General features: G+C 60.7%; 11 protein-coding genes. 4 read left to right on the forward strand and 7 right to left on the reverse strand.

The genetic code is table 11. From position 1 onward, the window contains the following. Positions 1–219 precede the first annotated feature (219 nt). Positions 220–1908 carry a dihydroxyacetone kinase family protein gene (locus FGF54_RS22200; protein ID WP_142781151.1) on the forward strand — a complete coding sequence of 563 codons (1689 nt, stop codon included), beginning with the start codon at positions 220–222 and terminating at the stop codon, positions 1906–1908. Positions 1909–1963: 55 nt separating this feature from the next. Here the strand turns inward: FGF54_RS22200 and FGF54_RS22205 are convergent, their stop codons facing one another. Beyond that, a complete protein-coding gene (locus FGF54_RS22205) occupies positions 1964–2422 on the reverse strand; it encodes an Lrp/AsnC family transcriptional regulator (protein WP_142781152.1) in 459 nt (152 codons plus the stop codon). Between the two features lie 123 nt (positions 2423–2545). Between FGF54_RS22205 and FGF54_RS22210 the strand changes: the two genes are divergently transcribed. The 3 genes from FGF54_RS22210 to FGF54_RS22220 all read left to right on the forward strand — a co-directional run bounded on the left by FGF54_RS22210 (position 2546) and on the right by FGF54_RS22220 (position 6029). Continuing rightward, on the forward strand, positions 2546–3829 hold the full coding sequence (locus tag FGF54_RS22210) for a cystathionine gamma-synthase family protein (RefSeq protein ID WP_142781153.1): 1284 nt from the start codon (positions 2546–2548) through the stop codon (positions 3827–3829). A 173-nt stretch (positions 3830–4002) separates the two neighbouring features. Beyond that, entirely contained in the window at positions 4003–5400 is a 1398-nt protein-coding gene (locus FGF54_RS22215; protein WP_142781154.1) for a cache domain-containing protein, read from the forward strand. Next, positions 5397–6029 carry a response regulator transcription factor gene (locus FGF54_RS22220; protein WP_046802201.1) on the forward strand — a complete coding sequence of 211 codons (633 nt, stop codon included), beginning with the start codon at positions 5397–5399 and terminating at the stop codon, positions 6027–6029. Before FGF54_RS22215 ends, FGF54_RS22220 begins: the two co-directional genes overlap by 4 nt. A gap of 63 nt (positions 6030–6092) precedes the next feature. Here FGF54_RS22220 and FGF54_RS22225 read toward each other — a convergent pair whose 3' ends face one another. The 6 genes from FGF54_RS22225 to FGF54_RS22250 all read right to left on the reverse strand — a co-directional run bounded on the left by FGF54_RS22225 (position 6093) and on the right by FGF54_RS22250 (position 13045). Then, on the reverse strand, positions 6093–7205 hold the full coding sequence (locus FGF54_RS22225) for a TRAP transporter substrate-binding protein (protein WP_020809088.1): 1113 nt from the start codon (positions 7203–7205) through the stop codon (positions 6093–6095). A gap of 68 nt (positions 7206–7273) precedes the next feature. Continuing rightward, the gene (locus tag FGF54_RS22230; protein ID WP_162936123.1) at positions 7274–8782 is read right to left on the reverse strand and encodes a TRAP transporter large permease subunit; all 1509 of its coding nucleotides are present in this window, start codon (positions 8780–8782) and stop codon (positions 7274–7276) included. A 15-nt stretch (positions 8783–8797) separates the two neighbouring features. Next, the gene (locus FGF54_RS22235; protein WP_059761233.1) at positions 8798–9346 is read right to left on the reverse strand and encodes a TRAP transporter small permease subunit; all 549 of its coding nucleotides are present in this window, start codon (positions 9344–9346) and stop codon (positions 8798–8800) included. Positions 9347–9568: 222 nt separating this feature from the next. Beyond that, positions 9569–10495: an MYG1 family protein gene (locus tag FGF54_RS22240; protein WP_142781155.1), complete on the reverse strand. Its 927-nt coding sequence runs from the start codon at positions 10493–10495 to the stop codon at positions 9569–9571. Positions 10496–10652: 157 nt separating this feature from the next. Next, a complete protein-coding gene (locus FGF54_RS22245) occupies positions 10653–11828 on the reverse strand; it encodes an acyl-CoA dehydrogenase family protein (protein ID WP_142781156.1) in 1176 nt (391 codons plus the stop codon). A 113-nt stretch (positions 11829–11941) separates the two neighbouring features. Then, positions 11942–13045 carry an LLM class flavin-dependent oxidoreductase gene (locus tag FGF54_RS22250; RefSeq protein WP_142781157.1) on the reverse strand — a complete coding sequence of 368 codons (1104 nt, stop codon included), beginning with the start codon at positions 13043–13045 and terminating at the stop codon, positions 11942–11944. Positions 13046–13067 lie beyond the last annotated feature (22 nt).

Consider the following 13067-nt stretch of genomic DNA (forward strand, 5'->3'; position numbering starts at 1 on the left):
TCCTCCCAAAGCTTACCGTCCTACAGCGCAATCATGATAGCGCCTCCGCCGCGAGAGGCAATGGCGGATATGCACCTGTGTTTCCCTCGCACGCCCTCAATCGATGTCGCGAGTTCGAATAGCTGGAACTTGAAATTGGCCGGGAGATCGTGCTTGTTCACGGTCAGCAGGGCACGTGCGCGTCCCCGCCGGCCAACGAACTGCATCGAGGAGTAAGGCATGAAGAAGCTCATCAACGATCCAGCCACCGTTGTGCGGGATATGCTCGAAGGCGTGGTGGCCCTCAGCCCCGCGACGGTCCTGCTTGCGGATGAGAATGTCGTTATCCGGTCTGGCCTTCTGGCCCCGGAAAAGCGCAGGGTGGCGGTCCTGTCGGGCGGGGGCAGTGGCCATGAACCAGCGCATGCGGGTTATGTGGGCGCGGGCATGCTCACCGTTGCGGTGGCAGGCGATGTCTTCACCTCGCCAAGCACCGATGCGGTTCTTGCCGGCATCAGGGCTGCGGCCGGACCCGCCGGCGCTCTGGTTATCGTCAAGAACTACACGGGCGACCGGCTGAATTTCGGATTGGCGGCCGAGCTGGCGCGAGCTGAAGGAATTCCGGTCGAAATCGTGGTCGTTGCCGATGATGTCGCCTTAAAGGACACAGTTCCCGACGATCGCCGCCGGGGTATTGCAGGCACAGTGCTCGTTCACAAGCTCGCCGGCGCGGCTGCGGAGCAGGGACTTCCGCTTCAAGAGGTGGCTCGCATCGCCCGGGACGCAGCCGGGAAATTGTCCTCCATGGGAATATCGCTGGGGTCCTGCACGCTCCCTGCCGTCGGCAGGCCGGGCTTCGTCCTTGGCGACGCTGAAATCGAAGTAGGGCTCGGCATCCATGGCGAGCAGGGCGTCCGGCGGATGTCCATCGCATCGGCGGACGAGCTTGTGAAGCTGGTCCTCGAGACGATTGAAGCCGATGGCAGGCTGAAGAGCGGCGACCGGGTTGCGCTTCTGGTCAACGGACTGGGATCGACGCCGCCAATGGAACTTTCGGTCGTGGCGCGGTCCGCCGTCGCGCGTCTGGAAGCAAAGGGCGTCGTGGTCGAACGGGCATGGGCCGGTACCTTCCTCTCCGCCCTCGATATGCCCGGCTTTTCCCTGTCGGTCATGCATGTGGACGACGCAATGCTCAACCTCATCGATGCGCCAACCGATGCCGGCGCATGGCCGCGCGGCGGTGCGGTGAACCGCAACCGCGTCTTGCCTTCGGCAGGTGTCGAGAAGAGCGTGACTGCGGAAATCAGGATAACAGCCGCCGGTGAACGACTGCGTTCCGCGGCGGAGCGGATCGCCCGAGCCCTGATCGCCGCGGAGCCCACACTGACGCAGCTGGACAGTGTTAAGGGCGACGGTGACCTTGGGACAAGCATGGTGCGAGGTGCCGAAGCAATATTGGCGCTGCCTCGGGAGAGCTTCGCAGATGTGTCCGGTGGCTTGATGGCGATGGCAAACGCGATGCGGAAGGCAATCGGCGGAAGCTCCGGCCCCTTTTACGCCACGGGCCTGATGCGCGCTTCGCGCCATCTTGCCGGGATCGAAAAGCCGACGGACCAACAGATGGCGGAGGCGTTCGTGGCTGCCGTTCTTGCCGTCTCGGAACTCGGTGGTGCGAAACCGGGGGACCGTACGATGATAGATGCGCTTCATCCGGCGGCAGAGACATTCCGGGACAAGCTCGCAGCCGGAGCTTCGGCCGACGTGGCCTGGCGATCCGCCTCGACGGCAGGCATCGCAGGCGCCGAGGCGACGGCGTCGATGAAGCCGCGGCTCGGGCGCGCGAGCTATCTTGGCGAGCGGGCTATAGGACATCCCGATGCGGGAGCGGTCGCCGTCAGCATCTGGCTTGAAGCAATCTGGAACGATTAGCGCCGATGGGCGGCGGGCCGGATGAGAAAGCGGATTGCCGCCGTGGCCGCGACGCTCAGATGCGCCGCGCCTTGATCGTGTTCATGACGAAGCTGGTCTCGATGGTCTCGACGCATTTCAGCTTTGCAATCTTGTCCTTGATGAAACGCTCGTAATCCTCCAGCCCACCGCACATGACCTTGAGCATATAGTCCCTCGGACCCGTGACCAGATGGCATTCGAGAACCTCGTCCCAGTCAAGAACGGCCGTCTCGAACATCCGGATTTCGTCATCGTGCTGGCGGCTGAGGCGGACGGACGCAAGAGCGGTCATGGTCCATCCCTCGATTGCCGGATTGATGATCGCCGAGTACCCTTTGATGGCGCCTATCTCCTCCAGGCGTCGAAGCCGCCGCAGGCACGCCGATGCGGACAGTCCGACCCGCTCGGCAAGTTCGTTATTCGTGATCCGCGCATCGGCAGACAATTCCTTGAGTATCCGCCTGTCGATCGGGTCTGCAATTTTTTGCGACATAAATGACCGTTCTCCGCAATATATTGCTTCATGAGACAACTCGACGCTTCAGAATGCAAGGTATTTTGGTTTCACTGCGTGTAACCTGCAGGTAGTTCAACGCCAGCTGAGGGATCATCGGAAATGACCGCGCCGCATCCGTCCAAAACCCATATCGGCAACCACGCTCTCCATCCTGAAACCCAGATGCTCAATTACGGTTATGATCCGGAATTGTCGGAGGGCGCCGTAAAGCCTCCCGTGTTCCTGACATCGACCTTCGTTTTCAAGTCGGCGGAAGACGGGCGCGACTTCTTCGACTACGTCTCCGGCCGCAAGGAGCCGCCGGAGGGCAGGGGCGCGGGCCTCGTCTATTCGCGCTTCAACCATCCAAACAGCGAGATCGTCGAGGATCGTCTTGCGGTTTATGAGCACACGGAGAGCTGTGCGCTGTTCTCCTCGGGCATGTCCGCCATTTCGACGACGCTTTTCGCCTTTGTCCGGCCCGGTGACACCGTGCTGCATTCCCAGCCGCTGTATGGCGGCACGGAGACGCTGCTGGCCAAGACCTTCCATAATTTCGGCGTCTCGGCGGTGGGTTTCGCCGATGGTGTCAGCGAGACCTCGGTGATGGCTGCCGCAGAAGAGGCGATGGCGAAAGGCAGGGTCTCCGTCATCCTCATCGAGACCCCCGCCAATCCGACAAACAGCATTGTCGATATTTCGATGATGAGCCGGGTCGCCGATGTGATCAGCGAAAGGCAGGGGCACAGGCCAATCATCGCCTGCGATAATACGCTTCTCGGTCCGGTGTTCCAGCGGCCCATCGAATACGGTGCGGACATCTCGCTCTATTCGCTGACGAAGTATGTTGGCGGGCATTCCGACCTCATTGCCGGGGCAGCGCTCGGCCGGAAGGATGTCATGAAACAGGTGAAGGCGTTGCGTGGAGCAATCGGCACGCAGCTCGATCCGCATTCGTGCTGGATGCTCGGACGTTCCCTTGAGACGCTGCAGATCCGGATGGAGCGGGCCGACAGCAACGCCAGGGTCGTGGCGGAATTCCTGAATGCGCATCCCAAGGTCGAGAAAATCCATTACCTGCCGTTCAGCGATCCGGCATCCGCGGTTGGCAGGGTATTCGCCGCTCAATGCTCCGGCGCGGGATCGACCTTTTCTTTCGACATCGTCGGCGGGCAGGCCGCATCTTTCAAATTCCTCAATGCACTCAACATATTCAAACTCGCGGTAAGCCTCGGCGGCACGGAGTCTCTTGCGTCTCACCCCGCAACGATGACGCATTCGGGAGTTCCTGCCGATGTCCGCCAGCGCATCGGTGTGCTGGATTCCACGATCCGGCTGTCAATCGGCATCGAACATCCCGACGATCTTGTCGCCGATCTGACCCTTGCATTGGATCAGGCCTGACAAAAACGGGAACGCCGCTTACCCCCACGCGCCACAGAAATGATTGAAAGCTCCCGTCGGGTTACAAGCCTGGACGGGCGCTCACCGCCATGTCGCGCTGCTCGCTTTCCAACGTCGCCAAATTGCGGCATTAAGTGTTGTGAAGAGTGCAAGATGAATGTGTCGGGGGGCGCATGAAACTCAGGAGCCAGATTCTCGCATTGGCCATCGGGCCTCTCGTTCTTGCGATTATCGTCATCACAGCGCTGATTACGTGGCAGTCCATGACGCTGGCGCGCACGAGCATCGATGCGTTCGAACGCAACATGCTCGCTGCAAAGGAGGCTGAACTCCTTAACCTCACCAATCTTGCCCTTTCGGCGATCCGCTCGGTCTATGACAAGGCGGGGCCTGATGACGAGGCCGCGAAGGAAGAGGTCAAGCGCATCCTGACCGGCCTTGACTATGGTACTGACGGCTATTTCTTTGTCTATGACTATGACGGGCTGAACGTGGTCCATCCGCGACAGAATTTCCGTCCGGGGAACAACTGGCTGGATCTCCACGATCCCGATGGCAACCGGGTGATCTACGATCTGATCGTCGAGGCGAAAAAGGGGGGAGGGCTGGTCCAGTACAAGTGGGAAAAGCCTTCCACCAAAAAAATGGCCGACAAGCTTTCCTTTGCGGCCGGCCTCGACAAATGGCGCTGGATGATCGGTACCGGCGTTTACCTCGACGACGTTTTTGCGACGACGGCGGCGGCGAAGGAGGAGTTGCGGCATTCGATCACCTGGAACTTCCTGATCGTCGCCCTGTTTGCGGTTCCCGCCGTATTGCTGGTCTTTGCCACCTGCATGTTGCTCAATCTGCGCCAGCAGCGGCTGGCGGATGGTCGGCTCAAGGAATTGATGCAAAGGATCATCGATACCCAGGAGGAAGAGCGTCTGCGCATTGCCCGGGAGCTGCATGACGGCATTTCCCAAAATCTCGTCGGCGTGCGTTTTGCGATCGATCTCGCGCGGCGCAAGGTCACGCCGGATAATGTCGGCGCTGTCGAGGCAATCGGCAAAGGCGCCATTGCGCTGAACGAAGCGATCAAGGAAGTCCGCCGCATCTCCCACGATCTTCGCCCGCGTGTCCTCGACGATCTGGGGCTGACGGCAGCTCTGGAATCCCTGATCTCGAGTTTTTCCGAACGCACGGGAATTGCGGCGACGCTTGAATCCGTGGCCTTCAAGCATATGCTTGTCCCGGAGGCACGGGTTGCGCTTTACCGCGTCGCACAGGAGGCGCTGACCAATATCGAGCGCCATGCCGGTGCGACGCAGGTCGCCATCCGGTTCTCCAGTCGCGACGAACGGGTCCAGATGGATGTCAGCGACAATGGCCGCGGCTTTCCGGCCGTTCGGACAGAGAACGGGATGCCAGCAAGCAAGGGGCTCGGTTTGAGAAACATGCAGGAACGCATGACGCATTTCGGGGGCAGGCTGGATGTCGAAAGTTCGGCAAGGGGAACCGTTCTGCGGGCGGTGCTGCCCATCACCGCCATGAAGGAACGCAATAGCGGCTTGCAGGAGGCCGCCGAGTGACCGTTCATCCGATCCGTGTGTTGTTGATCGACAACCATCCTCTGGTTCTGGATGGGTTGAGGGCCGTCCTCGAGACTTACGAGCATCTCGCAGTCGTTGGAACCGCGTTGTCCGCCATGGCCGGTATCGACGCGGCTGTCGCCACGCGGCCCGATGTGGTGTTGATGGATATCAACATGCCGCAGATCAATGGCATCGATGCCCTGGAGCTGTTCAAGGAAAAGCAGCTTTCCGCCCGGGTGCTGATGCTGTCGATGCACGACAGCCGGGAATATATATCGACCTCGGTCATGTATGGCGCGGCGGGTTACATTCTGAAGGATGTGGCGACCGAAGAAATAGTCGCTGCAATCGAAACCGTGGCTGCCGGCGGCACCTATTTTTCCTCTGGCGTTCGCGATGTGCTGATGGAGGGGTCTTCCGGCAGGCTGAAGGCGCTGACGACACGCGAGCAGGAGGTTCTGCTGCTGATCGCGCGCGGAAAGAGCAATCGCGACGCTGCCCTGGCCCTCGACATCGCCGAGCGCACGATGGAAACCCATCGCAAGAATATCAAGAGGAAACTGGATATAGCGACGACTGCCGGTCTCATCCGCTATGCGATCGATAACGGGCTCATCAAAGAATAGCCGCTAGAGGCCCGAGGCCCCGGAATGTCGCCATCCAGGGGCCTCGGTAAAGTCTATGTCGGCTTATTTGCCGGCCGTCTGCATGGCATAGCCGTAGCTGTCATAGGTATATTCGGCAACGCGGAACCATTCGAAGCTCTCGTCGCGGAACTTCTTCCAGCCCGGATAGATCTTGGCCCATGCGGGATGCTTCTGCGTGTACTCGTCATAAAGCTCGAAGGTTGCTTTATAGGCGGCGTCGAGCACATCGCGGGGCAGCGGTCGAAGCTGCGTGCCCTTGGAAACCAGCGAGCGGATCGCATCCTTGTTCTTGACGTCGTACAGCGCCTGCATGTTGATGTTGGCGGCCTTGCAGGCGGTGTCGAGCGCTGCCTTATATTCATCAGGCAATGCTGCATATTGGTCCTTGTTGACGAAGAAGTGGATCGTCAGCCCACCTTCCCAGAACGCGGGATAATAGTAATAAGGCGCGATCTGGTAGAAGCCGAGCTTTTCGTCGTCATAGGGGCCGACCCATTCCGCGGCATCGATGGTGCCTCGCTCCAGCGCCGGATAGATGTCGCCGCCCGGAAGCTGCTGCGGCACCGCGCCAAGCTTGGCGAGCACCTGTCCGGCAACGCCGGCAATACGCATCTTGAGGCCCTTGATATCCTCGATGCTCTTGATCTCCTTGCGATACCAGCCGCCCATCTGGGCGCCCGTCGCTCCACCGGGAATGCCGATGACGCCGTAGTCGGAAAGGAATTCGTTGTAAGCCTCGTTGCCGCCGCCATGGTAGAGCCATGCGTTCTGCTGGCGGGCGTTCAGGCCGAAGGGGATGGTCGAACCGATGGCGAATGTCGGATCTTTCCCGGTGAAATAGTAGCCGCAGGTATGGGAAATCTCGACGGTATTGGCTTTTACGGCGTCGATGGCCTGGGCGCCGGGAACGATTTCACCGGCCTGGAAGACCTGGATTTCGAACTTGCCGCCCGTAATCGCCTTCAATGCATTGGCCATGACGACGGCGCCGCCATAGATCGTGTCCAGATTGTTCGGGAAGCCGGACGTGAGACGCCAGCGAACGGTTGGCAAAGACTGGGCTATGGCGGGTGTCGCAAGTGCCGAAGCAGCCGCAGCCGCCCCTGCAAGTACGCCGCCCGACAAGAGTTGTCTGCGACCTGGGTTGACCTTCATAGATTACCTCCTCCTATTGAACGTCAGCGATTTTTGTTGCGACGGGCGCTTTTGCGCCCCGCCGATTGTCATGGGGTGGCCGGCTTTCCGAAGCTCGGTGCGCTGTTGCCGGGTGCCGAGAAAGGATTGGCGAAGGGATCGGCGTCCGTTCCCGCACTCGGCATGGGAACGTTGATATGGACGGACGAAGGATCAGCCACCTTGGCGCCTGACTTGTAGTGCATCACGATGCCGGGGAAGGCGATGATGATGACGACCATGGTCAGCTGGATGAACAGATAGGGAATGGCGCCCAGATAGATCTGGGACGAGGTGACCGGCTGGATCGTCTGTCCCGTGATCCGGTCCTTATAGGCCCGCGTCGGTGCGACGGACCGCAGGAAGAACAGCGAGAAACCGAAGGGCGGGTGCATGAACGACGTCTGCATGTTGACCGCCAGCATCACGCCAAACCAGATCAGGTCGATGCCAAGCGCATCGGCGACCGGCGCCAGCAGCGGGATGATGATGAAGGCCAGCTCGAAATAATCGAGGAAGAAGGCCAGGAAAAAGACCAGCAGGTTGGCGACGATCAGGAAGCCGATCTCGCCGCCCGGGATCGATGTCATCAGATGCTCGACCCAGACGTGGCCGTTCACGCCATAGAAGGTCAGGGAAAAGACGCGCGCGCCGAGCAGGATGAGCAGCACGAAGGACGACAGCTTTGCCGTGGCGTGCAGCGACTGCTGGATCAGGCCGAAATTGAGCTTGCGGTTGGCAAGCGCAAGGGCGAGCGCGCCGACGGCACCCATGGCGCCGCCTTCCGTGGGGGTGGCGATCCCGAGGAAGATCGTGCCGAGCACGAGGAATATCAAGACGAGCGGCGGCACCAGCGAGGTGATGACCTTGAGCAGCAGCTTGGTGCCGCGCAGGGTCCGCGCCTCCAGCGGCAGGGCCGGGACTTTCGCGGGGCTGATGATCGAGGTCACGATGATATAAAGCGTATAGGCCGCCACGAGCATGAGACCCGGAACGAGCGCGCCCTTGTACATGTCGCCCACCGAACGGCCGAGCTGGTCGGCCAGCACGATCAACACGAGGCTGGGCGGGATGATCTGCGCCAGCGTGCCGGACGCCGCGATCGTGCCGGCGGCGACCTTGCGGTCATAACCATAGCGCAACATGATGGGAAGCGAGATGAGGCCCATCGAGATAACCGAGGCGGCGACGACGCCGGTGGTGGCGGCCAGAATTGCGCCGACGAAGATGACTGCGAAGGCGATGCCGCCGCGGACCGGTCCAAACAGCTGGCCGATCGTGTCCAGCAAATCCTCCGCCATGCCGCTCTTTTCAAGAATGAGCCCCATGAAGGTGAAGAACGGTATCGCCAGCAGCGTTTCGTTCGACATCTGGCCGAATATGCGATCGGGAATGGCCTGGAACAGGGTCGCCGGCAGCAGGCCGAGTTCTATTCCGATAAAGCCGAAGAAGAAGCCGACAAAGGCTAGCGCGAAGGCCACGGGATAGCCGAGCAACAGCACGATGATGAGCGCCGCAAACATGATGGGCGCGAGATTTTCCGCAATGAATGCCATTATTGTTTTTTCCTTCGATCAGAGCATTGCCGCCGCGGCGTCAGCCTCTGCAACGGGATCGGGGATATCGCCGCGCAGGATCGCGACACGCTTGATGAGTTCCGAAACGCCCTGAATGGCGAGGAGGCTGAAGCCAATCGGTATCAGCGCCCAGACGGGCCATTGAATGAGGCCGCCCGTGTTGTTTGAAACCTCACCGGAAGCGAGCTTCTGCAGAAACACCGGCCAGGAGAGATAGACCGTGATGAGGCAGAAGGGCATGAGAAAGAAGATGGTCCCGAGAATATCGACCCACAGCTGCCCCTTGCGCGGAAGATTTCCGTAGACCAGATCGACCTTCACATGCTCGTTGTTAAGAAGCGTGTAGGCGGCGGCGATCAGAAACACGGCGGAAAACAAATACCACTGCGATTCAAGCCAGGCGTTGGAACTCATCGAAAACGCCTTGCGCATGACGGCATTGATGGCGCTGATGAAAATAGCCGCGAGAAGCAGCCAGGAAATGCCTTTGCCAATGGCTGCATTGGCGGCATCGATGGCGCGCGAAACGGCCAACAGAAACTTCATGATATCCTCCCCGAAAGCGGCCGCGTACTCCTCAATACGTGTGTGACCGCCATAATTCGGGCAAGATAACCACGGTGGCCTGACGCTCAAGGGCGCGCGCCGGCGAATTTCCTCAGACGTACCGAGAACTGGGTATGGGCGAGATCAAAACCCGCATCGGGGCTTAATTTCGCTTCCCGCTGCCGGCCCAAATGCGTGGTTGCATGGTCGGCTACCATGTCACTATTTGGCTGCGGTCGCCTCTTTTACCGCCAGCTCCGCCATGGCGAGTGCCGCCTCGCGGGTTCTGGCCGCTGCGACAAATCGGCCGTTGTGGCAGAAGCTCGCGCCTTCGACGCCGCAAACCGCTTCCAGATCTTTGTCCGTCAGGCCGGCCCAGGCCGCCGGCAGATCCGCCCGCAGTTCAAAGCCTTCGTCCGCGCGGCGGATGCCCGTCAGGCACCAGTCGTTGTTGCGTGGATGAACGACGAAGAGCAAATGGTCGGCGCCCGCCTTCTTGATGGCGGGCCGAAACGGCATTCCCATCGGCAGTTCCAGAATATGTCCGTCGCCGGCATCCACGATAGCCCGGCTCACGAGCGCTTCAGCCCGCAATTTCGCGGCGCTGTTGGCAATCTTTGCCTCCACGAAGCTGCGGGCGATGGCCAGCGCCGCGTGGAAACTGCGATTGTCCGCTTCGGGATCTGTCTCGTCGAAAACAGGCTTCAGAGTTTCCAGCAACACGGGCAGGGTCAGCCCGGCGAGTGCCCCTGCGGTGGAGGGGCTGAGCGCGCCATTGTCGACCAGATCGACCGGCAGCACGAAGCTGGCATCGAAAGAGGCATGAACGGTTTCGATATGGTCTTCAGGAACGCCGAAGGCGGCAAGATAATCGCGGCCGAAATGCTTCCAGATCAGTCCGAACGAACTATAGGGCTGACCGTCTTCCCGCAACGGTGCACCGCGCTGGTGGTGATCGAAGGCGCCCTTCGCCGCGTCATAAACACCGCCGACGTCATAGACGATGCGGTCTGCGCCGGGTGCGATCCATTCGGGCGCCCTGCTGCGGATCAGGCGTGCCTGCGGGAAAAGCCGGGTCAGCACGACGCTCGACAGCAGTTCGTCGGCATGGAAGCCACCGGAATGGGTGACGAGGAAGTCCGGGATCATGTCAGGATGCGCCTTGTTGCTTGCGGAAGCTCCGCCTGGGAGTGGCACCTGATACCCTTTGCCGGACGGCATCTCAACCCGCCATTCGCTATGGAGGCTAAAAGCAACGGTATGCTGTACGTCGTGATCCGAAGGAAAGGCGGTTTGTCACTGCGTTTCAAGCCGTCTTCAGGATCGACAGGTTGGGTGCCGACCGGTCATTCCCGCTCGTTTTCCAGCGGTCAAAGGCGGCGCGTCCGAGAATGGCGACGGAGGTGTCCTCCTGGGGGGCATGGACGAGAACCGACTGGATATCGCGGAAATGCCGCTCGAGGCCGAGATCGGCGTTGAGGCCGGGATTGCCGATGCCGCGAACGGCTATCTGGACGGCGTCGCGGATTTGCCTGCCGGCGAGAAGCCGGGCCCTTATCAGGTGTTCGGCATCGCCGATATGGTTTGCGAGCGCGCCAAAGATGATCTGCCGGGCGCCGGAGACCAAAAGGTCGATCTCGCCCGAAAGCGTAACGAAACGTTCTGTCCGCGCAATGGCATGACCAAGATTGGCGGGCACGCGTTCATGCGCGAAGCGGATGAACGCTTCCTGAGCGGCCTCAGCCGCACCCAGATAGATTGAGGTCAGCGCAAGAGTCATCGCCGCGTGGCCGCGATTATCCTGCTGGGCAACGGAGGGATCAACGAGCTCAAGCACATTTTCTGCCGGGATTTCAACCTCGGTATATTCGACATCGTGCGAACCGGTCGCCCGCATTCCGAGGCTCTTCCAGTTCTCTATGATCCTGATGCCGGGCAGTCCATTGGGCACGACGAAGGTGCCGACGCGAGCCTGAGCCTCGTCGGTGTGCGCCCAGACGAGGAAGTGCGTGAGGCCGTGCGCGCCCGTCACGAAGCGCTTGCGGCCCGTGATCGACCAGCCATTCGCCGTCCGGTGCGCACGCGTGGCCGGCAATCCGCCACGGGCCGGCGAGCCCAGTTCGGGCTCCACACGGGCGGCGTTCAGCAGCAGCGGCTGGTGTTTGGCCCTGGAAAGAAGGTGCCTGTAAAGCCCGTCGGGCCAATGGTCCTTTGCCGCCTGTCCCAGATGAGTGAAGATCGTCATCGCACTGATGAGCGCCACAGAGGGATCGCCGCGTCCCAACGCCGCCAGAATATGGGCCGCGGTGCTCAAGGTTCCTCCCGGGCCGCCGTAACGCGTGGCCACGGTGCTCTCGAGAAGTCCAGCCTGATGAACGGCACGAATACCGGTCCAGGGAAACTGACCGGTCTGATCCGCATCCGGTGCGGCTTCGGAAACGGCGCGCACGGCGGCGTCAAGTGCGGTGGGATCGTAGGACATGCGGTAACGGCTTTCTGAAGGTCGGCGGGCGGGATCATCCGTTGCGGGCGTGGATGATCCCCGTCCTGGAAGAAGAGGTGGATGGGTCCGACGAGGTGGCCGGACCGCCGTGATCAGGCGGCTGCCTTCTTCTTTGCCTCTTCGCGTTCACGAATGCCCTCGCGGACGAGGGGCAGGATGTATCGTCCGTAGTCGACGGCATCATTGTAATTGTCATATCCACGGATCGAAATCAGATCGGCGCCGAGATCGATATAGTCGAGAATGGAGTCGGCGATGGTGCGCGGCGATCCGACCAGAGCGGTTGTTGCGCCGCTTGCATTGGTCGCGGTGACCGTCGGATACCACAGTGCGCGGTCATGGACATCGCCACGTTTGGCGATATCGAGCAGGCGCTGGGAGCCGATATTGGCGGGTGGTGTTGCGTTGACCGGCGCGCGAGAAAGACCCTTCTGGCGGTTCTCGTTCAGACGGTCGAGAACCCTGTGCGCCTTATCCCAGGCCAGTTCATCCGTTTCAGCCACGATTGGCCGGAAGGTAACCCAGATGCGTGGGCGATCGGTTCGGCCGGCTTTTGCGGCCTCGGCATAGATACGGTCGATCTGCTGCTTGGTTTCAGCCAGCGGTTCACCCCAGAGGCCGAAAATGTCGCACAGCGAGCCGCCGATACGATAGGCGGCATCCGACGAACCGCCGAGCGAAATAGGGATCAGGCCGTTGGTGGGACGCACGGCGCTGCGAAACTGCTTGAACTGGTAATATTTGCCGTCGAAATCGAAGGGTTCGGTCGAACTCCAGGCAAGGCGGAGAATGCGGATATATTCTTCCTGACGTTCGTAACGCTCTTCCTTGTTGAGGAAATCTCCCTCACGCGCCTGCTCCTCGTCGCTGCCGCCTGCGATGAAGTGGACGACGACGCGCCCGCCGCTCAACTGGTCGAGTGTGGCGAGGGATTTGGCGGCAACCGTCGGATAAACGGTGTTGGGCCGGAGCGCGACGATGATCTTGATGTTCTTCGTATGCGCAAGCACCGTCGCGCCCAGTGTGAAGGGATCGAACGAGGAAGAGGAATAGGGGATGAGCGTGTAGTTGAACCCGTAATCGTCGAGCGCACGCGCATAACGTTCCAGGAAGAGCGGATCGATCGGAGCATCCGGGATGGGGTTCAGATCATTGGACGCGTTGGGAAAGCTGACGCTGATGAATTCCGCAGCCATGGGAGCTCCTTGGTGTTTCTGT

It is taken from the genome of Agrobacterium sp. T29 (genome assembly GCF_006970545.1).
Taxonomy (GTDB): domain Bacteria; phylum Pseudomonadota; class Alphaproteobacteria; order Rhizobiales; family Rhizobiaceae; genus Agrobacterium; species Agrobacterium leguminum.

Coding starts and splice junctions, on each gene's coding strand:
- FGF54_RS22200 (WP_142781151.1), top strand. CDS start 220: ATGAAGAAGCTCATCAACGATCCAGCCACCGTTGTGCGGGATATGCTC.
- FGF54_RS22205 (WP_142781152.1), bottom strand. CDS start 2,422: ATGTCGCAAAAAATTGCAGACCCGATCGACAGGCGGATACTCAAGGAA.
- FGF54_RS22210 (WP_142781153.1), top strand. CDS start 2,546: ATGACCGCGCCGCATCCGTCCAAAACCCATATCGGCAACCACGCTCTC.
- FGF54_RS22215 (WP_142781154.1), top strand. CDS start 4,003: ATGAAACTCAGGAGCCAGATTCTCGCATTGGCCATCGGGCCTCTCGTT.
- FGF54_RS22225 (WP_020809088.1), bottom strand. CDS start 7,205: ATGAAGGTCAACCCAGGTCGCAGACAACTCTTGTCGGGCGGCGTACTT.
- FGF54_RS22235 (WP_059761233.1), bottom strand. CDS start 9,346: ATGAAGTTTCTGTTGGCCGTTTCGCGCGCCATCGATGCCGCCAATGCA.
- FGF54_RS22240 (WP_142781155.1), bottom strand. CDS start 10,495: ATGATCCCGGACTTCCTCGTCACCCATTCCGGTGGCTTCCATGCCGAC.
- FGF54_RS22245 (WP_142781156.1), bottom strand. CDS start 11,828: ATGTCCTACGATCCCACCGCACTTGACGCCGCCGTGCGCGCCGTTTCC.
- FGF54_RS22250 (WP_142781157.1), bottom strand. CDS start 13,045: ATGGCTGCGGAATTCATCAGCGTCAGCTTTCCCAACGCGTCCAATGAT.